Genomic DNA, 22505 nt, shown 5'->3' with positions numbered 1-22505 from the left:
GGAGTGGTTCCGGTCATCAGGCGACGCTTTGAGTTTCAATGACAGTCGGTTCGTTGCGAAAATCGAAGATTTCGGCACGGCGGTCCTGGCCCTCGATCAGGCTGCGGGCGGCCAGCTGGCCCATCTCCATCGCGGTATCGGTGAAGATATAACGGAAGGTGCCCTGGCGACCGGTCATGATCAGGTTGGGAATCTGATTCAGCGCGCCGACCACCCGCTGACGCTCCTGCTGATAGCCGCAACGCAACAGCGGGTAGGCATAACGGGCCCGGGTGCTGGCGTATTCGCCGGTGGCCAGGCTCGGATCTACTCCAAGCCGGGACAGATCGCTCTGAACCCGGGGCAGCAGCTCAGTATCGGAGCAGGCCCAGGTTGAGTCACCCTCGAAGCAGGGGATCTCCAGCATCACCGAGCTGTAGCCTTCCGGCGACATAAACGGAGAGCGTCGTCTGGGCTCCTGCAACCTTGTCGCCAGGATGTCCGGATCCGACAGATACTGCCAGGTATTGTCGGAGATGTTGTCGGTGGCCATCGGCATATTGAAGAAGCGCAGCGCCCGGAATCCCAGCTGGTTGTCGATACCGACGAAGTCGGCCATCACCGGCAGCGGCAGGGTCGAGATCACCTGATCGCAGTCGATCCGTTGTCCGGCGGCGGTTTCGATCGCTTTGATCCGGCCCGCTTCCCGAACCAGTCCACTGACCGGTTGGTTGAGCAGGATATCGACCCCCTGGTCGCGTAGATTGTCGGCCAGGCGTTCAAAGATCCGACCGAAACCGTACTTGGGATAGCGATAGCTGCGGGCGTAGGTGCGAGGGGTGGCATCGCGCTTGGGCAGTAATCGTCGCGCGACATCCTTGAGGTCGAGCAGGCTGATCCGCTGGGCGGCCCAGTCCGCCGACAGCTGCGACGGGGGGATACCCCAGAGCTTTTGGGTGTAGCCCTCGAAGAAGTTGCGGTACAGGGTGGTGCCGAAGCGGCTTTCGATCCAGTCCTCAAAACTGGCATTCTGGCGGTCGGTCACCGGGGTGGTGAACGGCAGCTTGAACAGCAGATCGCTTGCGGCACCGGCCAGCAGCGAGAAGGGGGCGTTCTTGAGCAGATCGCCGATCGCCAACGGGTAGTCGTAGGTCCGGCCCTGGAAGCGGATCACGCTTTTGCGCAGCGAGTGCAGCAGCTCGTCGCCCATCAGCTGCTCGACAAACTCCAGCAGCTCCGGATTGCGGGTGATAAAGCGGTGTCCGCCGAAGTCGAAACGGAAGGTGCCGGCCTGGGCCTCCAGGCTGTGGGTGGCGCACAGACCGCCTACTTTGTCATCCGCCTCGATCACCACGACCGACAGGCCGGCTTTTTGCAGTTCCCAGGCCGCCATCAGTCCGGCGGGGCCGGCACCCAGTACGGCAACTGTCTGGGAGGGAGAGGCGCAGTTCATGGTCGTTCCTTAGGCGCTGTCGGCCGCTGGTGGATCAGCAAAATCGAGTTGGTCAGTAGCAATTACTAGCCGTCGAAGCGTTCTTCAAGCCGGTTCAGCTCGACGATCGGCGGCTCCGGCAGGTCGGGCACCTTCTGGCGTACCGCATCGGTTACCCACTGCGGGTAGATCCGGTACAGCAGTCGGGTCCTGATGGTCAGCGGGCCTTTGGCATCGGGCAGCTCGAAGCGTTCGGTTCGCGAGCCGTCGGCCGGAATCCGGGTGTCGCTGAGCATCTTCTCGAAGCGCCAGAAATGCAGCTTGACCGGGTTACCCTCGGCATCCCCGAACACCTTCATAAACAGGCGACTGTCGTCGGGCAGGTTGCCTTTGTCATCGGCAACACCGCTGCGGTAGATCTCGTTACCCTCGGCGTCGCTAACCCGAACTTCGAGCCAGAACTGGCGGAAGTCGGCCACCCCGGTCGGCAGCGCATGGCCGGCGCCGCGGTTATGCACCACGACCTCCAGCACGCCGTCGACCAGACGCTGTTCGATCTCGGCCGAGGTGCGCAGCAGCTCCAGGCTCATCCGCTCCTGTTCCTTGTTGCGTAGCCCGACCAGGTGATGGTTGGCGCCAGTGAACTGGTGGGTGACCAGATTCTCCTGAATAGCACCGCCATCGGTGGCCAGCCCAGGCTGCTTCTGACCGATCTTGCTGATGTCGCCGACCAGGTGGCAGTCGATACAGCCACGGTGTTTGCTGGGGTCGTCCGGATTATTGAACGAAGAGGCCGCCCATTCGCCCCAGGTATCCACGATCAGGGCGCCGGAGCCGGGCGCGAATTCGTTATGGCAGCCCTTGCAGTAGCGCTCGTCCTTGTAGAACGGCTGCAGGTACGATTCGGCGTGGACCTCGGGTTTGGCGTTGATCTGCTTGTCGCCGAGCCAACGGGCCGCCTCGATTGAACTCTCCTCGAACACGTACTGCTCGCGGTTCTTCAGATCGACGGTGTAGGGCGCGTTGCCGCCCGGGTCTTCCATCTCGGTGATGCGGTGGCAGAACAGGCAGCCGGTGCCTTCGTCGAGGTCGGTCTTGCCCTGCTCGTAGGCTTGCTTGATCGAGGTGCCGCCTTTTTCAAACATATGGTTCTCTTCACCGCGGAACGGCAGGCCGGAAGTCAGGCGTTGGGGCGAGTGGCAAGCCACACACCAGCGTCGGAATCCTTCCCCTTCGGCGGCGGCCGCAACATCTTCCATCACCCGGTAGTAGGGGTTCGATTCGCCCATCAGGCGGTGGTTGGAGTCGACCCACTGGTCGAACAGATCGCTGTGGCAGCGGCTGCAGGCGACCGAGCTGGTCCACTCTTTCGGATGCACTAGCTTGCGATTGGGGTTATCGAATTTCACCCGCAGCCAGGTCGACAGATAGGGCAGATTGTGGGGGCGCATGATAAAACGTTTGAGTTGTTTGGCCATCAGTACCGCCTGCTCGGGCAGCTCGTTGGCTTTGGCGTCGGGATCGATATCGATGGCGCCGTCACGGTCGTCGTGGCCCAGGCCGCCCTGGGTATCGCGGATCAGCCGCATCAGGTCGGATTCGGTGGCGCTGGCGAGCATGGTCTTCAGGTTCGCGTGGCCGGAGACGGCGTTGTCCTTCTTATCCTGAAAATGGCCTTCGACCAAGAACCGGTTGGTGAAGTTGAAACCGTCCAGATGACAGCTGCTGCAGCTCATCCAGAAATCGCCGGCGATCGGGGTCTGCGGTGATTCACTGGTGTTGGCGCTGTGGAACAGCCGGGTGCCGTTGCGCAGGTTGCGATCGTACGGATCCTTGGCCACGGTGCGGAACAGCGGGTGGGTGTCGAGCTTGACCCGGGCGAAGCTGGAGCTGCCACCGGCATCCAGGCTGGTGACATCCTGGCTCATGGCGTTCTGCACATAGAGGGTGCGCTCATCGACCAGCAGGCCGCGGGGGTTGTCGCCGGGCAGGTGCCGCAGGATCTGGGTGACCTGGGCGCCACCCTGGGACTGCTTGCCTTTGCGGCGCTTGCTGCGCTTCTTGTTCTTGTTGGCCCGTCGCGACAGGTCGACCACCATCAGGTCTTCACTGGCGGCCAGGGTCACGAACAGTTTCTTGCCGTCGGCGGAAAATTCGGCGTCGGCGGGGTTGCTGACGATGCGGGTCCGGTTGGCGTTATCGATAATGTTGATCTGCCGGAACAGCTCTTTACGGTTATCGGTGCGCTCCTGCTCGGCACCGGGGGTCAGATCGATCACCGACACCGCCGGGAACACGGTGGATTGAAACTGAAACGGGTGGTCGAAGTTCCACAACACATGGGGCAGCCAGGCTTCGGTGCCGTCAGGGCTGATGGCGATATCATCCAGCAGGCGCGGCAGGCCCTGGGAGACGAACTGGTCCGGGTCCTGTTTCACCGCCAGATCGATCCGCTTCAGCAACGGCAGCGATTCGGCCTTGAGGTCATAGATCGACAGTTGGCCCGTCATCGCATGGGTGACCAGCAGGCGTTGATCGGCGGTGATGGCCAGCCCGCGCGGGGTTTCGGCGGTGTCCAGCTGTTTGACGATCGCACCGTCGTGATCGATGGCGATCAGCTTGGCTTCTTCAAACTCGGTAACCCAGAACCAGCGGTTATGGCTGTCGTAGATCACCGCAAACGGGCGTCGACCGGTTTCGACACTCTGCTGCAGCTCCAGTGAGTCCGGGGCGAGCAACAGCACCTGTTTGTCGAGGTAGGAGGTCACGGCTAGCACCGATCCATCATCGCTCAGTGCAACCCGACGCAGGTCCCGCCCCAGACTGACCTCTTGCTGGTCCTTGGGATCGGCGATGGCGGTACGGGTCAGACTGCCGCCGTCAAAATTGGCGGTATAGAGGAATTGCTTGTCGACGGACTGGACGATTGATGAGCTTGAGGTTGGTTTATTGGCATCGCCGGCCTGGGCCGCATGACTCGCTAAGCTGGTGACGGATAGCGCAGCCAGAACCACGGCCCGGATGGCTTTTGAGAAACGGTCAATCATCGTTAATCAGTTCGACTTATTAATTGGAGACTTGAAGAGAGCGTTAGATAGCGCGAACAGCGGACTCAACAGGGATCGCAGTACCGACCAGCGTAGCGCGTGGACAAACAGCAGCAGGGCGATCGGGATCGCGGTGATCAGGTGGGTGTAGTGGTTGACCCAGCCGAGCCATTCACCGCGATTGCCCAGCAGTAGTAGGTAGACGCCGCTGAGGGTGCTGAGCAGCAGCAGGATCTCGATCACCTGACCGGTTTTGCGCAGTTTTTTCTTGCGGGGGGTGCCGGACGGATTGCTAGTGGAGGAGTTAAGCAAACGGCGGTGGCTGAGCCAGAACGGCACGACCGCCAGCGGGAACAGAATCAGGCCGGCCAACACATGAACGAACAGCAGCGTACGTTCACCGATCCAGGGCAGGCTGAAGATATTCCACAGTGGTAACCCGGTGACGAACAGCAGGTATAGAGTGCTTTCAGCGAGCTGGTGATGATAGGCCAGCTTGAGCCAGTATTGCCTGATCAGTGACTGACCGGACGGAGAGTCCGATAGAGATGCCTCAACGGCAGTTTGGGACATGAAATACTCGCAGCGTGAGCCAATAACTAAGAATGTGAATGGTAATGGTTATCTTTTGTTGCAGATAAGTCCAGCTTTTTTATCCGGAAATTGGCCAAAATGGATCTGGATCAAGAATCCCCGCACCGGACAAATAAAAACGGCTACCGAGCAAGGTAGCCGTTTGGTTTTAAAGCAGAAAGTAGAGCTTTAGTTGGCGCTGACCCGAACCTTGGCGGCCATCACCATGGCGGTGTTGTTGCTGGTTACCTTGGGTACGTTGTCGGCGTCGATATCCTCGCCTTCGCCCTCGACGTACTGCTCACCGGAGTCGCCCAGCCATTCGGCCAGCTGCATGCCCTGGTCGGTGCTGGAACCGTTGACCACGCCCTTGAACCAGCTGACGTAGCGCTGGGCCAGGGTTTCCAGTTCCAGCGCTGCGGCGTTTTCACCCTCTTCGTTCTTCAGGTGCAGCATCGCTTCACGCAGACCTGAAGAGATCGCCGCGGCGGTCCAAGGCGTGTGCTCGGTGGCTTGGCCCGGCTGTTGAGCCCAGGTGTCGATCGCCTTGTCGAACAGCTGCTCGTCGACGGCCAGGTATAGCTTGCGGGCGGCATCGCGGTATTGGCTGTCTTCGGTGGCCAGGAAGGCGGCAGTCAGGCCGCGAATTGCAGCGAACTGCGCATCCAGCGACTGGCCTTGGTCGGCCTTGCCACCCAGAGTCGTGCCGTCGATCGCCAGACCGTTATCGCCGATCAGGTTGGCCAGAATGAAGTTGGCTTGGGCGCGGATTATCTCCAGCGCACGCTTGCCCTGGGCAGATTTCAGATCGACATCGCCACCCTCGGCGGAGGCGTAACCAACCGGCAGCGCATCCTGCGAGCGTTGGAAGATCGACAGGGCGACCAGGCTGTAGGCCGCGTCGTAGGTGGTAACGTGCTGGCCCTGCTTGCCGTTGTAGCTGTCTACCAGGGTGCCGGCACTACGGTTGAAGTGCAGGGCATCCAGGTTCTTAAACAGCATCCCGGCCAGGTTTGACGCCACCGAGAAAGCATCGTCGGCTTTGACATCGTTGCTGTTGTCGGCATCGACGTTGGCCTTAGGCGCAGCCGCAAAAGGCGCACCGTCAAATACCGCGGCGAAGGCCGGGTTCTGACCGCTGTTGGCTTCACGCTGATCGGAGAAGGCGAAGTATTCGCTGACCGGCCACAGCAGCAGCCAGGTGTCGCGCAGGCTGGAGCTGGTATCGGTCACCTTGAGGCCGTCGATCGCCTTGACGCCGTTGGCCGTGCCTTCGGTGACGGCAATCTGATGAGGGAACCAGACCACACCTTTGGCCGGATCGTAGTCGGGGGTGATGGCGGCGCCCAGTTTGTTGCCGTCAAAACCCAGCTGGTCTTGCAGAATCAGCAGCTTGTCCAACGACATTTCGGTCAGGATGACCCCGTTCATGCCGTCAACGGCGGAAACGCCGAGGGCGTGAACACCGTCCTGGTCTTGGGTGGAGGTGGAGGCTTCGACCTCTTCATCGCTGTCGATCACGTGCATGCCGCCCAGGAAGTCCTGGGACCACATCACTTCTTTGAGCAGGATACCGCCGACGGAGGCCGGGTTGATCACCTTCTCGGTCTGACTGTCGGTCCAGGCTAGGCTGGCGTAGTCGCGGTAGTAAGCCGGGGTTTGCGTGGTCAGGTTACGGGCCTTGCCGTTTGCGTCCAGGTGCTCGATCTCGTCACCGTTCACCACGCTGGTATCGACCTGGCCGGCAAACTCCGGCAGTGCCGCCTGGTAGGGCAGGGAGATCGGGTACAGGTTCAGCGGAATCTCTTCGGCCGGGTACTTGACCGAGTCGGCCAGCTCCATAAAACGCTGACCCAGTGCGCCCAGGTCACCACCGCGCTGCTTGTTCAGCGGGCCGTTGGCCAGGTGGGGGCCGCTCTGGGACTGGTAGTTGAGGGCGTACATCGCCTCTTCGGAATACTCGTAGCTTTCGATACCGGCACTGTAGTCGAACGCGGTCGGTTGGTTAACCTGATCCGGATCCAGCACATCCAGGTCCAGACCCAGGCTTTCAGCCAGCGGTTCGCCGGACAGTTCGAACTCGGTGTAGGCCAGGAAAGAGCCTGCCGGCAGTGAGCGCTTGTCGAGCACCTCAACCTGCGGACCGGCCTGGGCGGCAGTGGCACTGAGCAGCATGGCGGCGCTAATCGCCAGAGAAAGCTTCTGCTTTTTCAACGGTATTCCCCTTCAACAGTAATGATTTATCAGCTTACGAATGATAAACCGATGCTATTGGTAATGGGAATACCTATCATTAATAATTTTCTTCTTGTCCGGTTTGTCTCCGTTGATTCTTGATATGGCTCAGTTTTGTCGGCAATCACCAGCTCACATAGAACATCGCCTTGGCCAGAATCACGATGATAAACATCTGAATCAGCAGCTCGCGGTGCCCGAGCTTGAAGCGTCCGGAGTCCAGCGTGCCTTTGATTGAACGACGCAGGGTCATGACCAGTTGCACCAACACCGCCACCACCAACAGCAGCTTGATGGACAGCAGGGTGCCGAAACTGCTCGACAACGGTGACATCAGCACGGCGCGATGGTGGTAGCCCAGGGTTAATCCGCTGAGAACCAGGGCGATCACCACAAACGGCATGATGCGACGGCCGCGCTTCTGGATTAACAACTCCAGCTGCCCCATGGTCTGCGGCGCGATCTGCGGGCGGATGCCTTCGATGATCAACACTTCAAAGGCCACGACCCCGATAAACAGGATGGCGCAGATCAGATGAATGGTATGAGCCAGTCCGTAACCCATGAAACTCTCCCTGGATGAACCTGAAAACGTGGAAACTGCGATCAATGCTCGGCCTAATTCCGGTCAAGCTGAATGATCTGAATCAAGCAGGGAGTCGGCGATTGAACGGATTGATATATGACAAAAAAGGGGCGCTTTCGTACCCCAAAGGGTTGAATCGAATATACGATTTTGACTCGTGCCGAGGGCGTGCAATGCCGTCCTGAAGGGCGCAGAGCGGCAATCCGGGGTTATCAATCCCGCTATCAAGGCTGAGCCGCCAAACTTGAGCAACAACAAGTTGAACAGGCGCAGAACGACGCGAGCTAAGGCTACAGGCGTCTCAACTCAAAAGCCCCGGAGTGCCGGGGCTTTGTCGTGTAGGGGTAACGGTCAGTGATGGTGATGATGGTGGTGATGGTGCTCACTGTAGAACCAGCCAGCCGACAGGCACAGCGCACCAAATACCAGCAACGCTGATGCAGCCAGGGTCTGGCTGCCCGGAGTGGCGGCGATTAGAAATAGGAAGCCCATCATCAGGCAAAACAGGGCAAAGGCGGTTACCAGGTTCACCTTTTTGCCGTTGCCAAATTCGCTATTCAGCATCTCGGTTCTCCTGTAGTTACAACCTCTTATTATACCGCTCCTGCTGCCATGACTGGTTGAAACCGGTTAATCCAGACCGCCGTCTTGCTTGAACTTAACAGCAACGCCCGGGTCTACTGGAAACTACCGAGGAAGGGGATTTATCAGTCATTTTCCGGAGGATAAGCCAATGGATGTTCAAGCCTTTGAGCGCCAGGCCCTTAGCGGTACGGTCGACGCCGTCATTATTCTTTCAAACGAGGGCGATATCTACACCGCCGAAGTAGTCATCCACGGTCGCAGTCATACCCTGGAATCGACCGATAGCCACCAACCGTTGGTGTTTCACAGTTACCGTGAAGCTAAACGCTCCTTTGCTTCCTATTCGGTACCGATCCGGCTCGAAGCCAGCCAGGTCTACGACGAGATGATCAGACACTGACAGCTGGCCATATTGCGACTAAAGCACTGAAAATTTGTTTTGACTTCGTAAGCCGGTCGACGCCATGATCGGGTTATGAATATTTTCAACGCCATCTTTTTTGTATCCCGACGACCGCAGGTCAGCAAACGCTGGCACCTGCGAGTGCTCGCGTGTCGGTCGGGATGGCGTGGTTCGATGATGAAGTGATCTGATTCAGCGAATCGAACAAAGTATTCCCGGCCGCGGCTTTCACCGCGGCTTTTTTTTGCCTCGGTGTTGGAGCGGCTTTTTTAGTCCTGCGGAAATAACCGCGCAGCAACATGGAGGTCATCATGTCCACCCCTATCGCCTATGCGACCGTGATTGTTATCTGGTCGACCACACCTCTGGCTATCATCTGGAGCAGCGAAACCGTCACCCCAGTGATGGCAGCGATGCTGCGTATGATGCTGGCCGCCGTGGTGGGCCTGGGGTTGCTACGCTGGCTGCGTATCCCGCTGCCTTGGCATGGCCCGGCGCTGAAAAGCTACCTCTACGCCACGCTGGGGGTCTACGGCGCCATGTTCACCACCTACATGGCGGCCAGCCAGCTCAGTTCGGGGCTAATCTCGCTGATCTTCGGCATGTCGCCGATCGTGTCTGGCCTGCTGGCCCAGTTCTGGTTGGGTGAGAAGGCGTTTAGCCCGCTGCGCTGGTTGGCATTGCTGCTGGCGCTGTCCGGCCTTGGCTGGGTGCTTAGCGATGGTTTGGTGATTGAAACCTCGGCGTTAGCGGCCGTTGGCCTGATGCTGTTGGCGGTACTGCTGTTTAGCATCAGCGGGGTTCTGGTCAAGGGGGTTAGCGTTCAGATCCACCCGTTGGCGCAGACAGTAGGTGCCTTGTGCTGCTCGATACCGTTCTATGCGCTGAGCTGGTTGCTGATGGATGGCCAGTTGCCTGAGCTGAATGGAGGAGGACGCTCGCTGGCGGCGATCATCTACCTGGGACTGTTCGGTTCGCTGGTTGGCTTTGTCGCCTACTACTACATCCTCCAGCAGCTGGCGGCCAGCACGGTGGCGTTGATCACCCTGATCACTCCGGTGCTGGCGATCTCGCTGGGCAGCCTGCTGAATCAGGAGCCGCTGACGTTGCGGTTGATTCAGGGTAGTGGCCTGATCTGCCTGGGATTGGCGCTGTACCAGTGGAGTGGCCGTAGGCTAGGCAGGGAGGTTAGTCAGCCTCAAGCGGCTGATTAGGGGATCAGTGGGTACTGGGCGACGGTCGAACGGATGTCCGAAGACGACCTCAGGTGGTCATCTCCGGGTGGGTGAAGCAAAGCCCTGTTGGCGGTTTAGCCGAGTTCGTTCTGGGTGATCGGGAAGCCCATCTTCTCGACCATGCTGATCCATAGTTTTCGCCAACCGCCTTTGGCATCGACGGTATCCAGCGCGTACATGGTGATCTTGGCGCCGAACCAGCGGAACGGCTCCGGTGGGATATAGCCGGGCAAACTGGTGGCAAACTGCATCCGGGTTTCCGGGATATCGTCGCCGTCCAGAATCGCCAGACCGACCCGGGAGCCGAAGCGGGTCGCGGTAACACCGAAGCCGGAGTAGCCGCCGGCATAGATCATGTCGCCGTCGTGGTAGTGCTGGAAATGGACCGCCATCCGGGTAGTCAGTCCGATCGGTCCGCTCCAGGCATGGGAGAAGCGGATGTCGCGCAGGCTGGGGAAGGTTTTGTAGAAGTTCTCCACCAGCGGCAGGAAGTTCTCCGCGCTACGATCGGCCTTGGGGTCGGTATCGTTATTGAAGAAATACCCCAGCCGGCCACCGAACAGGATCCGGTTGTCGGCGGTCAGTCGCATGTAATTGAGCTGGGTACGGGTATCGTAGATGCCCTGACGGTTCTTCCAGCCGATCGTCGCCATCTGCTCGTCGGTCAGCGGTTCGGTCACCACGATACGATCGCGGATCGCCGCAACCCGGGTCTTGATCTTTTTATTGCCGGCGGCAAAGGCGTTGGTCGCCAGCAGCACCTTGTTGGCATTGATCGTGCCTTCCGGGGTGGTCACCCGAACGCCGGGTTTGAGGTGCTCGCTAGATTGCAGCGGGGTGTACTCGTAGATGCGTACGCCCAGCGCCATCGCGGCGCGTTTCAGGCCCCAGGCCAGCTTGGCCGGGTGGACAGTACCGCTGCGGCTTTTGGACCAGAGGCCGCCGTTGAACAGCGGTGAGTCCATCTGTTCGCGGACCTCGTCTTTATCGAGCAGGTAGGCGTCGTGGCCATAACGTTTGTAGAGTCCGTACTCTTTCTCGATATCGTCCAAGCCCTCTTCGCCGACGGCGACGGTCAGCTCGCCACCCCATTCGATATCGCAATCGATGTCGTAGCGTTCGATGGTGTCGCGAAAGCCGTCCAGGTTCTCCTTACCCAGCTCTTCCAGCGCGTCGATATCCTGCGGGAACAGGCGGGCCGCATTCTCCAACCCGTGCATTACCGAGGTAGACAAAATCGCCGCGGGGCGACCGGAGGCGCCGATGGCGATGCACTGGGCCTCGATAATCACCACCTCGCGATCCGGGTTCTGTTCTTTGGCATGAATCGCCGCCCACAAGCCGGTAAAACCCGCACCGACGATCAACAGATCGCAGCTGATGCTGTCTTTAAGGGCCGGCTCAGGATCGGGAGCCTGGGCATTGTCGAGCCAATAAGGGAAGAATTTGGTTTTAAGCAGCGCCTTACGCGCCTGGGCATGCTCGGATGTAGCTTGGTAAGTCATGACGAAAACCCGGTCTGGAAACCATAGTGGTTGTTGTTATCGATGGTGTTGTCATGATGAGGATTGCAGGGCCGGGACGGTATACCCTCAAATGGGTGGTGACTACCCTGAAGCGGGTAGGTGACCGTCGGTTATTGTCGTCGGATCAGTGATTTTCTGAGCTGGTTGATCAAGGGGTGTACAGCAAGCGCAAAGCCCGACAGGACCTCTTGTTGAGGGTTTTTTGAACGATTAAAAATTGATTAAATTTTTGTGTCATCAGACTGTTGACCGCCCTCCGGGACTCTGTATAATGCCCGCCGTACATGAGGAGCGACACACACCGCACCGGAATGTAATAGGACTATAGCTCAGTTGGTTAGAGCGCTACCTTGACATGGTAGAGGTCGGCAGTTCGAATCTGCCTAGTCCTACCAAATTTAGAAAAGCCCGCATTATTGCGGGCTTTTTGCATTCTGCGATGTGAGTATTCTTTGGCAGATGAGAACTGCCGAAGGCAGTCGAGCCGAGCGAAGCGAGACCACATAGGAGCCTGCGACGATAGCCCCGAAGGGGAAGGCGCGTAGCGACGTATAATCTGCCTAGTCCTAGCAGAATTCGCTGTTAAGTCAGCAGCATAGAAGCCCAAGCATCGTCTTGGGCTTTTTTGTGCCTGATCTATAGGGCACTTCTAGGGCAAGCAAAGTCATGTTGCCACTATCCATTCCCATCCCCTGATCTGACCTTTCAGAGCTGCCTGCTCAGGCTAGTAGGTTATGAACTAGATCCGCTTCTGGCATACTCATGTGCCAAGTTAAGGAAAATGAGTAGGGTAAGAATGGATTTCTCACCGATCTTCGATGCACTCCTGAGTATGTGGTATCTGATACCACTCTTTATTCTCGTTGGTGTATCACGTTCACCATGGTTTAAAGGATTTATTGGCGAGGCGATCGTCAACCTCGCCGCTAGGTTCTTTCTCGATAAAAAGCAGTATCACCTCATCAAGAACGTCACCCTCCCAACTGATGATGGAACTACGCAGATAGACCACATTATCGTTTCTAGATTCGGTGTCTTTGTTATCGAAACTAAGAACATGAAGGGGTGGATTTTTGGATCAGCTAACCAGCCGTATTGGACTCAACAGATCTTCAAGCACAAATCGAAGTTTCAGAATCCGCTAAGGCAGAACTACAAACATGTGAAGACGTTGGAAGCGGCACTAGAAATAGAGCCTAGTCATATCCACTCCCTGATCGTCTTCGTAGGTGACAGCACCTTCAAGACTGATATGCCAGAGAACGTTACCTATGCCGGTGGGTACATTCGATACATCAAGTCGAGGCGGGATCCCGTCCTGTCCGATGTTCAGGTTAGGTTGATTATCCAGAAGATCGAGAAAGGTAGACTCACTCGTTCAATCAAAACTCATGTACAGCACGCCAAGCATGTTCAGGAGATCGTTGAAAAGAAGTCATCTGAACCTCTCTGTCCCAGGTGCAGCAGTCCTATGGTGTTACGAGAAAGTAAGAAAGGGCAAAACATTGGTAAGCAGTTTTGGGGTTGTAGTCAATTTCCAAGATGTCGAGTTATAAAGGATAAGGAAGATATGTTTAATTTCTAGTGATTAAGATCACGACAAAGTATTTGTCTATAAAAAATGCAGGTTATTTAAATGGATTCTAATAATTACTTTGTTTCATCAATAAACTATCTGGATAGAGCTCAAGATGTGTTTGATAAGGAAGATGTGACCACATGGTTTTATTCAGCTTTAGAAATAAGGTTTGGTGTTGAAGCTAGAATGCGAGAATACTTAGAATTTCACAAACAAGCTTCTGAAAAAATGAAGAAACAATATAAACCTGCAGTACTTGACAAGCATATCGCTTCTATTTTTAGAAAAGGTAACAATGAAGAAGCAATATTTACTATTAACCCAGGAAGCTCCGAGTCAATAAAACTTAAATATACACCGGTAACAAAGGAGCTGATAGATATAGTTAAAAATTTAGGCGCATATTTACATGCGCCTAGAGATAAGTTTATTGGAAGTGATAATTTTTGGTCTAACTTAGAGTTCTATATAACAAGAGGAATTGAGCTTTTAAAATATGCTAACTCTGGAGAACTCTTAGGAATACCATTGATAAATAGGGAAACTAATCAGATCGAAATTTTCTCATGTATAAATAAAGATTTAAAGGATAAGATAATATTGCAAGGTGCAGAAGAAATTATTATACATGTGGAATATAAGAATATTGACTAATTATGCATTAAAAGAGAGATGTTTTTATAAATAAATATAGATAAAGCCTCAGCTATAAACTGAGGCTTTCTTTAAGAAGCAGCATGGTATAGCTAAGCTTCCGCTTCTTCTAGGATATCCCTTTGTAGGTTTGCAAACGCCCTCTCATATTGTATCAATGAGGTCGTTATATCTGGATCTCCGATTCTTTGTTCTGCTTCTTTCAGCTTATCTATAGCATCATCATAAACAGAGGGATCACCTTTTCTTTTAAAGTATTCAATACCAACATCACAATAAGTTGCTATTAGGTTTTTGTTGTTTTTATATTTATCTACCGCCCTGACTGAGTTCTCTCTAGCCATTTCTAAAATTGCCACTCTATCTTCATTCAAAATTCCTGCGGTTCTCTCAGCTCTTGCAAGCATCAGCATAATCTTAAATCTAACAGTGGGGCCATCAAGTCCAAAGTCGTTGTCAAATAGCCTTATCTCAGTTTCTGCTTTATCCAGCTCGTTAGTGTCAATCAAATATCTTATTAATCTATGCCTTGGTACTCTTTCACCGGGAACTTTTGATATCATCTTTCTAAGCAGCTTATTCCTTATTTGCTTATTGGGAAAGCGGCTAATGCCAGAGTCAAATGAACATAGTTGCCTTATTGTCTTTATTTCAATATCATAAGTTGGAATTATATTGTCAATGACTTTTTCAAATAAGTTTATATACTCATTTTCATCAGTCATTTTATATTTGGCTATAATTCCAGTTATAACAGGGTGACGACCTTTCCACCCGTATATACCTTCCCTTTCACTTATCGAATACTCGGAGACAATATCTACCAAGCTAGTTAAAGATGCTGAAATATTTTGAGCAGGAATTCCTAATAAGCGAATTATCATTTGCCTATGTACATTAACACCAGCACTCTCCATGGCAGATACTAGCCTATATATTTCTTGGAGATTATTATCTAATTCAGCAAATTCACGAAGAATGATGTTATCAAACTGTTCTGATGCAAATATGTTTTTCAGACAGACAAATGTATCAGACTCACACCTAGCGGTAAGTCTTCTTTTCCTTTCTATTCTATTGAAACCTGAAAAGCTACTTTCGACTAGTGGTTGCAGGTCAGCACATGTATCAACCAGTGTTAGTAGACTTTCAATTTCACTTTCATCAAGTTTCTTTAAAAAGAAGTCTTCTCCTTTACTAAAAATATTAGATGTTTTAATTCTTGGGATCCAGTTGTTTCTAGACGAGGTGAAAATCAGCTTCAGACAAGATAAATCATCAGACGATAGCAGATCGACCAAACTATTTATTTCATAAATATGCTCGTGAGCATCATCAATAAATAATATGCCTGTTTCACCTTTTTCTTTCAAATGAGCTGCAACGCTTCTCCATTCTTCAAACATAAGTTTGTGCTTAGACTTATGTTCCCAGCAGTGAAATCCATCATCTTTGAGTTTTAGTATTACTTGTCGAGCTAGTGTGCTTTTTCCAGTTCCGCTAGCACCTAGAATAGTTGCACAAGTTTTATCAGAGAATATAGAGTAAATTTTTCCACAAAGTGTTCTGGAAAAAGTAACACCGGCCTTTATATCAGAATATGTAGCTGGCCATCCTTGGAACATTGCAGCAACATTCTTGCTGATATTACTTAGCTCGTCTGCCACGTTAATAGTTACCGACTGTAGTGCAGGGTGGCTATCTAACGGGTCCCCAGTTGCTACATAAGCAATATTATTAGGCAGGTTGCTCTTTTGGAGTTCTACAAAGAAATCATCAACTCCGCCAAATGCGACTTTAAGCCCTCTTTTTTCAAATAAAAGGGCTCTATTTTCATCTTTCGTATATAGCAATAAGTATATTGAAGAAGGGGCAAATGACTTATTGTTTATAGAGATTGCTCTGTTGACAATATCTTTTATATGCTGATCAGCAAGAGAGTAACCTATAATAATAAGGTTAGACCCACACAGATCTAATTTCAAAGCATCCCATAAAGCCTCTCGGTAGTCTGATGTATTATCATAGTCGCTTTCACTTATTATTATTCTTGAGTTGGTTCCATCAGAAATATCCTTGTCTATGGTCCCGTGAAGTTTGTATAGCTTTATTGAGTCTGGGATTTTTTGCTCTGTAAAGTCATAGTTTGAAGAGATGACAGAGCATGGTGTATTTTTTCTTTTATACGCTTGTTCAATAAGTGTGTCGTAATTAGTGGTATAAATATTTTTCCATTTGTATAATGGAATAGTTAATAGAGAGCCAGTGACATTAGTGCTTTTGAACAACTCCCTTAAAAGATGAACCAGGTCCTTTCTTGACCGCTTTTCTTCTGCAATGCTTGTTATTTCACTAAGTGTAAATCCATCCTTTTCAATTTTAAATTTATTTGAGACGGCATCTATTATTTTATTTACACTTGGTGCTCCTGAAGATAATGATGATCCAGCGCCAAAAAATAGTACCGTCTTTGATGGCTCAAGGCCCTCCACCATTTCACTCAATGAAATACTCATAGATCCCTCTATTAAATAGTTTGTTTATATGGTCTTTCAGAAAATATAGATTAGTCTGCTTTTATTTTATGGTAGCTGTGACATTACCATACTAGGAGATAACAGCCCAATATTGATATTCCATAATGTCTATACAGATATTATGCTCTCCTAGTATCGTAAAAGTGAATGTCTGAGTTTAATACTCGTTAGTCCTTATATAATAAGGCTTCCAAGAGTCTCCGGAGGTAATGGATAGATGATTGAAGGTATATATCAGAGATGTCAATAGACCAACTGGCTTGATTTTTGGCATTGGTGTATAGAAGGGGCATCACTTCTAGGTGGTGATCTATCAGATCGTTCGTTGAGCTTTGCTCGTATCAGTAACTGCAGCAGTCAGATTCAACACCGCCCGAGATAACAAAAATTACGAATAGCAGTGCAGGCCAAACCCAGATGGGTAGGCTCCGCAGGTACTCAACGGTTTTCCAGAATAAGTTCATAAGTTGAGTCTCAATCCCATGGTCACGCCTTCGAAGGTGCCGAGGGTGAGGGAGGTGCGTTCAGTTCTGAGTGAAGCCTCATCCCCTGCGTCATAAGCCCACCGACTTTTTGATTCTGTCTGAACTGATCTTTGGATTCCAGAGGGATATCAGCCTCAAATCGCTCTGTAATGCTGGCGGTAGTCAGGCCCTTTGATTGATGCAGTTCGGCTGTTGAACGGCTTAGTTTAGGATCGAGAGGATCTGCTCGGGAGCCTGGAAGAACGGTTCTAACGAAATGACCTGGTGTTGACCGTTAACCGTGCAGACCAGAGTGGGGACGCCGCTGCTGCCAACCCGCTGCATCAGGGCTTCGGCCCGTTGTGCGATTGCCGTCGCCTCGACTGATAGGCTTTCAGACGCCAGTGCCGCACGGATCTGTTGCTCGGTCATGCTGCCATCCAGCAAGGGTTGAAGCGCTGCGATAATGGGTTCCGGATCGCTGGCAGAAAGCCCGTCGACATAGCGGGCTTTTTGGAGCCGGTGGGCGAGTGCCATTTCAGTGGCCGCACCCTGTGGGTGGACCAGAACGGCGGCCCGGGCGGTCAGTTCTGAGTTCAGCTCTTCGGTTTTCGAGCGCAGTATTTGCGTGACATAGGTTTGGCTGAATGGCTGGCCGGTCTGTTGGGCAATTCGCTGGTCTGCCCGTTCGGCAAATTGGCCGAAACCATTGCTCATTTTTAACTGAGCTCCGCCCTGAAACAGGCGGCGGTGCAGGGCGGTGATGTGGATGTCTGCCTGGACGAGCACGTCGAAAATCGGCGCGGCGCCATAACACCAGCCGCAGTAGGTGTCATAGATCAGGGTGAACTGCGGGTCGGACATTCAGAGGGCCTCGCTCACTCAGAAAACGGGTGTCAACAACGAACGGGGGCGCAGCTTGGTGGTTTCGGCCATCAAAATCAAGTTTGGGCCGACGCCAGAAGGGGGCTTGTAAAGGCTCTGTCGTCGGATTACCGGTCGGGTTAGTTCGATTTGGCTCTAAGGCTCGTAGGCAGAAGGCAGGACTACGGATAGCAGATAGCAGCGATGACGGGAGTCGAAGCTGGCTTTATGACGAGTCATCGTCTTGGTGAGCGGCAGGTGCAAAAACGCCAGCTGGTAGCTGGCGTTCGATGAGGCTGAAGGCTTAAGACGCAGACCAAGGGCTTAGGGAGAAGCCCTTGGGGTCGCGTTAACCTTGCTCGGTGCTGGAGGGGGTGTACTTGTTGTAGATAGCGCGGCTGACCGGCACAAAGATAAAGAACATCACCGCGAAACTGATCAGGGGGCTTGCTTCGATGGCCAGAAGTGCCAGGTAGAGCAGGATGCCCAGAGAGCCGAGTCCGATCATAAGAATCAGACGCAGGGCAGGGTTGGCGTTTTGTTTTGAAGCGGCTAGTTGGGCTAGTTCTGGGTTCGACGTGTTGATCATCTCTGTTATCACCTTGGGCCGGTTTGCTGTACGGGCATGGGGTACGGCGGGCCCGTTGTTTTACGAGTGTTCATACTCTAATGGAATAACAGCTCTCATACATAGTCTAAGTTGTCATATACATATTACGTTGCCGATGGGGTAAGAGACGATTAGTTCGTTGCCAGGCAACCTACGAATAAGTCCTAGCAAGATACCTTCATCCAAAAAGCGGTAAGGCCTGAGAAGTGCAATGCTTTCGGACAAGGGCCGGGACGATGTCGAATGCTGTCAGGGGGAAGAAGGCCGCCGTTTGGCGGCCTTTGAGACTTATTCAGTCGTTTTCAGGATTGATCAGCGGTAGTTTCGCAGCGACGGCACGCTGGGCTAGATATTGTTAGATCGATCTGGGTGGGTGACCTGGGTAAGGTAATTTATCGATCTCGTCTGCCTGCCGCCGGGGGAGTCGCCTCTCGTCCTTGATTACGACTCAGAAGGATCCTCGGCGGCTGGAAGTTTTGCTCAAGCCATAGAGCCGTCAGCACCGAATTAGCTGATCTCGCTGTACTCGGCTTCGCTCAGCTTGCCGTCTTTGTCCATGTCAGACTGGACGAATACTTCGCTCAGACCGGGCACGGTTGCCGCTTCTTCGGCGCTGATAAAGCCGTCGGCGTCGGCATCAACGGTGGTGAATTCAGGCTTCTCGGCAGCATAGGCGGCCAGGGAGGTGGTGGCAAAAGCGATGGCACATAACGTTTTAATCTTCATAGAGAAATCCCTTATCAATGGGTTTTAAGTTTGTCATTCACCCGAACAGAAGTCTGACGGATAGCTATGCCATATCAATCATCGTGCCATCGAAGCAATGTACTTATAAATCAATTACTTAAAAGAAACAGACGTAGAAAACATGGCTGTCTCCTGTCGCTGTTTGCCGACAGTGTTTGAGCATTAATAACTAACTGATTGTTAAATAAGAAAATTATCTTGTAGCCGATAACAGACACTAGGGGCGACGACGACAAGGAATGGGCCGGAATGCTGAGTGAAACAGCGTTCCTAGGTGCCTGAAGGGCCTTGGGTGGCTGTCTTTGAATTGTCACAAAATTGCGACATCAAGATCATTTAGAGGCTTAAATCAGTTCATGACTGTTGTTTGGTCCCGATTCAATTTGGCTGCCCAGTATTGGAAGTCAGCAGCGTACTGGCTTTTGACTTCGACTGGTGGCCGGACTGACTGCCGGTGGGGGATAGCCCCACCGAATCAGCCTTCGATGCTTTAACAAGACAGGCACAAAAAAGCCCCCGCAGGCTAACCCTGCGGGGGCTTTGATTAGAACTTGTCAGCGTCTAACGCTTAGGCCTCAACCGTTGGGATAACGGTAGCAGCGGCTTTCTGGTAGCTCTCGATTTCGTTGAAGTTCAAGTATCGGTAAACGTCATCAGCCATGGTGTTGATGTCTTCAGCGTACTCCATGTACTCCTCGAAGGTCGGGATGCGGCCCAGTGCGGCACCTACCGCTGCTAATTCGGCAGAGGACAGGTAGACGTCGGCGCCATCGCCCAGACGGTTCGGGAAGTTACGGGTCGAGGTCGACATCACCGTGCTCTTGGCCGCAACACGAGCCTGGTTACCCATACACAGCGAGCAGCCCGGCATCTCGGTACGCACACCGGCGCGGCCGTAAACGCCGTAATAGCCTTCTTCGGTTAGTTGGAACTGGTCCATCTTGGTCGGCGGAGCCATCCACATGCGAGTCGGCAGCTGAGTGCCTACCTTCTCCAGAATCTTACCGGCGGCACGGAAGTGACCGATGTTGGTCATGCAGGAACCGATGAAGACCTCGTCGATCTTGGTGCCTTGAACGTCAGACAGGGTCTTAACGTCGTCCGGATCGTTCGGGCAAGCCAGCAGCGGCTCTTTGATGGTGGCCAGATCGATCTCGATCACTGAGGCGTATTCGGCGTCGGCGTCGGCTTCCATCAGCACCGGATTGGCCAGCCACGCTTCCATCGCGGCAACACGACGGTTGATGGTGCGCTCGTCACCGTAGCCCTGAGATATCATCCACTTCAGCATCACGATGTTGGAGTTCAGGTACTCGCGGATCGGTGCTTCGTTCAGCTTGATGGAACAAGCCGCAGCGGAACGCTCGGCAGCAGAGTCGGACAGTTCGAACGCCTGCTCAACTTTCAGGTCCGGCAGGCCTTCGATCTCCAGGATACGACCGGAGAAGACGTTCTTCTTGCCTTCTTTGGCAACGGTCAGCTCACCGCTCTGGATAGCGGCGTACGGGATGGCGTTAACCAGATCGCGCAGGGTGATACCCGGCTGCATTTCGCCCTTGAAGCGAACCAGCACAGACTCGGGCATATCCAGCGGCATAACACCGGTAGCCGCGGCGAAGGCAACCAGACCGGAACCGGCCGGGAACGAGATGCCGATCGGGAAACGGGTGTGAGAGTCACCACCGGTGCCAACCGTGTCAGGCAGCAGCATGCGGTTGAGCCAGGAGTGGATCACACCGTCGCCCGGACGCAGCGAAACACCGCCGCGGTTCATGATGAAGTCCGGCAGGGTGTGGTGGGTGTTAACGTCAACCGGCTTCGGATAAGCGGCGGTGTGGCAGAACGACTGCATGGTCAGGTCGGCGGAGAAGCCCAGGCAGGCCAGGTCTTTCAGCTCGTCACGGGTCATCGGGCCGGTGGTGTCCTGAGAACCAACGGTGGTCATCTTCGGCTCGCAGTAGGTGCCCGGACGGATACCTTCGACGCCGCAGGCCTTACCGACCATCTTCTGTGCCAGGGAGTAGCCCTTGCCGGAATCGGCCGGGTTAACCGGCTGCTTGAACAGGTCGGTGGCTTCCAGCCCCAGGGCTTCGCGGGCCTTGGTGGTCAGGCCACGACCGATGATCAGCGGGATACGGCCGCCGGCTTGAACTTCGTCGAACAGAACCGGAGTCTTCAGACTGAACTCGGATACCACTTCGCCGGTCTCGGCGTTCTTAACAACACCTTCGTACGGGTACACGTCGATGACGTCACCCATGTTCATCTTGGTGACGTCCATCTCGATCGGCAGGGCACCGGCATCTTCCATGGTGTTGAAGAAGATCGGCGCGATCTTGCCGCCGAAGCAGTAGCCGCCAGCACGCTTGTTCGGGATGTTCGGGATGTCGTCACCCATAAACCAGAGTACGGAGTTGGTGGCAGACTTACGGGATGAACCGGTACCGACAACGTCGCCGACGTAGGCCAGCTGATGGCCTTTTTCCTGCAGTGCTTTGATCTGCTGGATCGGGCCAACTTTGCCGTTAACATCCGGATTGATGCCGTCACGGGTGATCTTCAGCATCGCGTTGGCGTGCAGCGGGATGTCAGGGCGGGTAAAGGCATCCGGAGCCGGAGACAGATCGTCGGTGTTGGTCTCACCGGTTACCTTGAAGACGGTCAGGGTGATCTTTTCAGCCAGGGCCGGCTTGGAGGTGAACCACTCGGCGTTGGCCCAGGACTCGACAACCTGCTTGGCGTAGGCGTTGCAGGCGTTCATCTTGTCCTTCACATCGTGGAAGGCATCGAACATCAGCAGGGTGTGGGACAGTGCTTTAGCGGCGGTTGGGGCCAAGGCATCGTCTTCGAGGGCGTCAACTAGCGGCGCGATGTTGTAACCGCCGAGCATGGTGCCCAGCAGTTCAACGGCTTCAACGTTGGAGATCAGCGGAGACTGCGCTTCGCCTTTGGCAATGGCGGCCAGGAAGCCGGCCTTCACGTAAGCGGCCTGGTCAACACCAGCCGGTACACGGTTGGTCAGAAGGTCGAGGATAAACTCTTCTTCACCGGCAGGAGGGTTCTTCAGCAGCTCAACCAGAGCGGCGGTCTGTTCAGCGTCAAGTGCCTTTGGGGGGACACCTTCTTGAGCACGTTGTTCTACATGTTTGCGGTAAGCTTCAAGCATGATATGACCCTCGTTATCAGACAGAACCTCCGAACAGGTTAGCTCCTGGACGAACCCTGTTGTGATTATCAATTACTGATTTGGCGACGCTATATTTTATAGAAAAATTGGGTTTCTGTTAAGTATTGTCGACAATCTCAGGGCCTGAGCTTTACCGGTATGTTCTGGCTAATTTGTTGTTTTTAAACTGCTATTTTTCAACCTTATGGTGGCGATAGGGCTGGGTTATATAGGTAATAAAACAACCGAAGGGCGAGATCTCTTCACCGAGATGCTGGCAGCT

At 53.7% G+C, this 22505-nt stretch carries 17 protein-coding genes, 1 tRNA gene and 1 other RNA gene; 6 read left to right on the top strand and 13 right to left on the bottom strand.

Features of this window, described 5'->3' with window-relative positions:
- Positions 1–16 precede the first annotated feature (16 nt).
- The 6 genes from ACO05M_RS13465 to ACO05M_RS13440 form a co-directional block, all read right to left on the bottom strand.
- A complete protein-coding gene (locus ACO05M_RS13465; RefSeq protein ID WP_421863786.1) occupies positions 17–1432 on the bottom strand; it encodes an FAD-dependent oxidoreductase in 1416 nt (471 codons plus the stop codon).
- 65 nt (positions 1433–1497) lie between these two features.
- Entirely contained in the window at positions 1498–4458 is a 2961-nt protein-coding gene (locus tag ACO05M_RS13460) for a YncE family protein (RefSeq protein WP_421863783.1), read from the bottom strand.
- A gap of 6 nt (positions 4459–4464) precedes the next feature.
- Entirely contained in the window at positions 4465–5031 is a 567-nt protein-coding gene (locus ACO05M_RS13455) for a hypothetical protein (protein ID WP_421863780.1), read from the bottom strand.
- Between the two features lie 189 nt (positions 5032–5220).
- Positions 5221–7245, bottom strand: a complete 2025-nt coding sequence (locus ACO05M_RS13450; RefSeq protein ID WP_421863777.1) for a hypothetical protein — start codon at positions 7243–7245, stop codon at positions 5221–5223.
- 145 nt (positions 7246–7390) lie between these two features.
- On the bottom strand, positions 7391–7831 hold the full coding sequence (locus ACO05M_RS13445; RefSeq protein ID WP_421863774.1) for a CopD family copper resistance protein: 441 nt from the start codon (positions 7829–7831) through the stop codon (positions 7391–7393).
- A 372-nt stretch (positions 7832–8203) separates the two neighbouring features.
- Positions 8204–8416 carry a hypothetical protein gene (locus ACO05M_RS13440; RefSeq protein WP_421863771.1) on the bottom strand — a complete coding sequence of 71 codons (213 nt, stop codon included), beginning with the start codon at positions 8414–8416 and terminating at the stop codon, positions 8204–8206.
- A 169-nt stretch (positions 8417–8585) separates the two neighbouring features.
- On the opposite strand from ACO05M_RS13440, the gene ACO05M_RS13435 reads away from it, so the two are divergent.
- On the top strand, positions 8586–8837 hold the full coding sequence (locus ACO05M_RS13435) for a DUF6482 family protein (RefSeq protein WP_421863768.1): 252 nt from the start codon (positions 8586–8588) through the stop codon (positions 8835–8837).
- 121 nt (positions 8838–8958) lie between these two features.
- Here ACO05M_RS13435 and ACO05M_RS13430 read toward each other — a convergent pair whose 3' ends face one another.
- Positions 8959–9153 (bottom strand): hypothetical protein, encoded by a 195-nt coding sequence (locus ACO05M_RS13430; RefSeq protein ID WP_421863765.1) that lies wholly within the window; start codon positions 9151–9153, stop codon positions 8959–8961.
- Here ACO05M_RS13430 and ACO05M_RS13425 point away from each other — a divergent pair.
- Positions 9152–10054, top strand: a complete 903-nt coding sequence (locus ACO05M_RS13425; RefSeq protein ID WP_421863762.1) for a DMT family transporter — start codon at positions 9152–9154, stop codon at positions 10052–10054. The genes ACO05M_RS13430 and ACO05M_RS13425 overlap by 2 nt on opposite strands.
- A gap of 95 nt (positions 10055–10149) precedes the next feature.
- Here ACO05M_RS13425 and ACO05M_RS13420 read toward each other — a convergent pair whose 3' ends face one another.
- Complete coding sequence (locus ACO05M_RS13420; protein WP_421863759.1) at positions 10150–11580, bottom strand: NAD(P)/FAD-dependent oxidoreductase; 1431 nt, start codon at positions 11578–11580, stop codon at positions 10150–10152.
- A 339-nt stretch (positions 11581–11919) separates the two neighbouring features.
- On the opposite strand from ACO05M_RS13420, the gene ACO05M_RS13415 reads away from it, so the two are divergent.
- The 4 genes from ACO05M_RS13415 (at position 11920) to ACO05M_RS13400 (ending at position 13834) form a co-directional block, all read left to right on the top strand.
- Positions 11920–11996: transfer RNA gene (locus tag ACO05M_RS13415), tRNA-Val, on the top strand.
- Between the two features lie 43 nt (positions 11997–12039).
- Positions 12040–12173: non-coding RNA, RtT sRNA (locus ACO05M_RS13410), on the top strand.
- Between the two features lie 224 nt (positions 12174–12397).
- Positions 12398–13186, top strand: a complete 789-nt coding sequence (locus tag ACO05M_RS13405) for an NERD domain-containing protein (RefSeq protein ID WP_421863756.1) — start codon at positions 12398–12400, stop codon at positions 13184–13186.
- A 51-nt stretch (positions 13187–13237) separates the two neighbouring features.
- On the top strand, positions 13238–13834 hold the full coding sequence (locus ACO05M_RS13400; protein ID WP_421863753.1) for a hypothetical protein: 597 nt from the start codon (positions 13238–13240) through the stop codon (positions 13832–13834).
- A gap of 92 nt (positions 13835–13926) precedes the next feature.
- Here ACO05M_RS13400 and ACO05M_RS13395 read toward each other — a convergent pair whose 3' ends face one another.
- From ACO05M_RS13395 to acnB, 5 genes are all read right to left on the bottom strand, one after another.
- Positions 13927–16350, bottom strand: coding sequence for an SIR2 family NAD-dependent protein deacylase (locus ACO05M_RS13395; protein WP_421863750.1), 2424 nt, complete (start codon positions 16348–16350; stop codon positions 13927–13929).
- 707 nt (positions 16351–17057) lie between these two features.
- The gene (locus ACO05M_RS13390; RefSeq protein WP_421863748.1) at positions 17058–17699 is read right to left on the bottom strand and encodes a DsbA family protein; all 642 of its coding nucleotides are present in this window, start codon (positions 17697–17699) and stop codon (positions 17058–17060) included.
- A gap of 349 nt (positions 17700–18048) precedes the next feature.
- Positions 18049–18288 carry a hypothetical protein gene (locus ACO05M_RS13385; RefSeq protein WP_421863745.1) on the bottom strand — a complete coding sequence of 80 codons (240 nt, stop codon included), beginning with the start codon at positions 18286–18288 and terminating at the stop codon, positions 18049–18051.
- A 528-nt stretch (positions 18289–18816) separates the two neighbouring features.
- Positions 18817–19035: an EF-hand domain-containing protein gene (locus tag ACO05M_RS13380; RefSeq protein WP_114693996.1), complete on the bottom strand. Its 219-nt coding sequence runs from the start codon at positions 19033–19035 to the stop codon at positions 18817–18819.
- A gap of 589 nt (positions 19036–19624) precedes the next feature.
- Entirely contained in the window at positions 19625–22222 is a 2598-nt protein-coding gene (acnB, locus tag ACO05M_RS13375; protein ID WP_421863742.1) for a bifunctional aconitate hydratase 2/2-methylisocitrate dehydratase, read from the bottom strand.
- Positions 22223–22505 lie beyond the last annotated feature (283 nt).

The sequence above is a fragment of the Motiliproteus sp. genome (assembly GCF_965230735.1).
GTDB lineage: Bacteria > Pseudomonadota > Gammaproteobacteria > Pseudomonadales > Balneatricaceae > Motiliproteus.
This window is presented reverse-complemented; position numbering and strand designations above follow the sequence as displayed.

Excerpts from the sequence above, each read along its gene's own strand:
- ACO05M_RS13390 (WP_421863748.1), bottom strand. The coding sequence starts at position 17,699 with ATGTCCGACCCGCAGTTCACCCTGATCTATGACACCTACTGCGGCTGG.
- ACO05M_RS13380 (WP_114693996.1), bottom strand. The coding sequence starts at position 19,035 with ATGAAGATTAAAACGTTATGTGCCATCGCTTTTGCCACCACCTCCCTG.
- ACO05M_RS13465 (WP_421863786.1), bottom strand. The coding sequence starts at position 1,432 with ATGAACTGCGCCTCTCCCTCCCAGACAGTTGCCGTACTGGGTGCCGGC.
- acnB (WP_421863742.1), bottom strand. The coding sequence starts at position 22,222 with ATGCTTGAAGCTTACCGCAAACATGTAGAACAACGTGCTCAAGAAGGT.
- ACO05M_RS13420 (WP_421863759.1), bottom strand. The coding sequence starts at position 11,580 with ATGACTTACCAAGCTACATCCGAGCATGCCCAGGCGCGTAAGGCGCTG.
- ACO05M_RS13395 (WP_421863750.1), bottom strand. The coding sequence starts at position 16,350 with ATGAGTATTTCATTGAGTGAAATGGTGGAGGGCCTTGAGCCATCAAAG.
- ACO05M_RS13435 (WP_421863768.1), top strand. The coding sequence starts at position 8,586 with ATGGATGTTCAAGCCTTTGAGCGCCAGGCCCTTAGCGGTACGGTCGAC.
- ACO05M_RS13445 (WP_421863774.1), bottom strand. The coding sequence starts at position 7,831 with ATGGGTTACGGACTGGCTCATACCATTCATCTGATCTGCGCCATCCTG.
- ACO05M_RS13455 (WP_421863780.1), bottom strand. The coding sequence starts at position 5,031 with ATGTCCCAAACTGCCGTTGAGGCATCTCTATCGGACTCTCCGTCCGGT.
- ACO05M_RS13405 (WP_421863756.1), top strand. The coding sequence starts at position 12,398 with ATGGATTTCTCACCGATCTTCGATGCACTCCTGAGTATGTGGTATCTG.
- ACO05M_RS13385 (WP_421863745.1), bottom strand. The coding sequence starts at position 18,288 with ATGATCAACACGTCGAACCCAGAACTAGCCCAACTAGCCGCTTCAAAA.
- ACO05M_RS13425 (WP_421863762.1), top strand. The coding sequence starts at position 9,152 with ATGTCCACCCCTATCGCCTATGCGACCGTGATTGTTATCTGGTCGACC.
- ACO05M_RS13460 (WP_421863783.1), bottom strand. The coding sequence starts at position 4,458 with ATGATTGACCGTTTCTCAAAAGCCATCCGGGCCGTGGTTCTGGCTGCG.
- ACO05M_RS13440 (WP_421863771.1), bottom strand. The coding sequence starts at position 8,416 with ATGCTGAATAGCGAATTTGGCAACGGCAAAAAGGTGAACCTGGTAACC.
- ACO05M_RS13400 (WP_421863753.1), top strand. The coding sequence starts at position 13,238 with ATGGATTCTAATAATTACTTTGTTTCATCAATAAACTATCTGGATAGA.
- ACO05M_RS13430 (WP_421863765.1), bottom strand. The coding sequence starts at position 9,153 with ATGATGACCTCCATGTTGCTGCGCGGTTATTTCCGCAGGACTAAAAAA.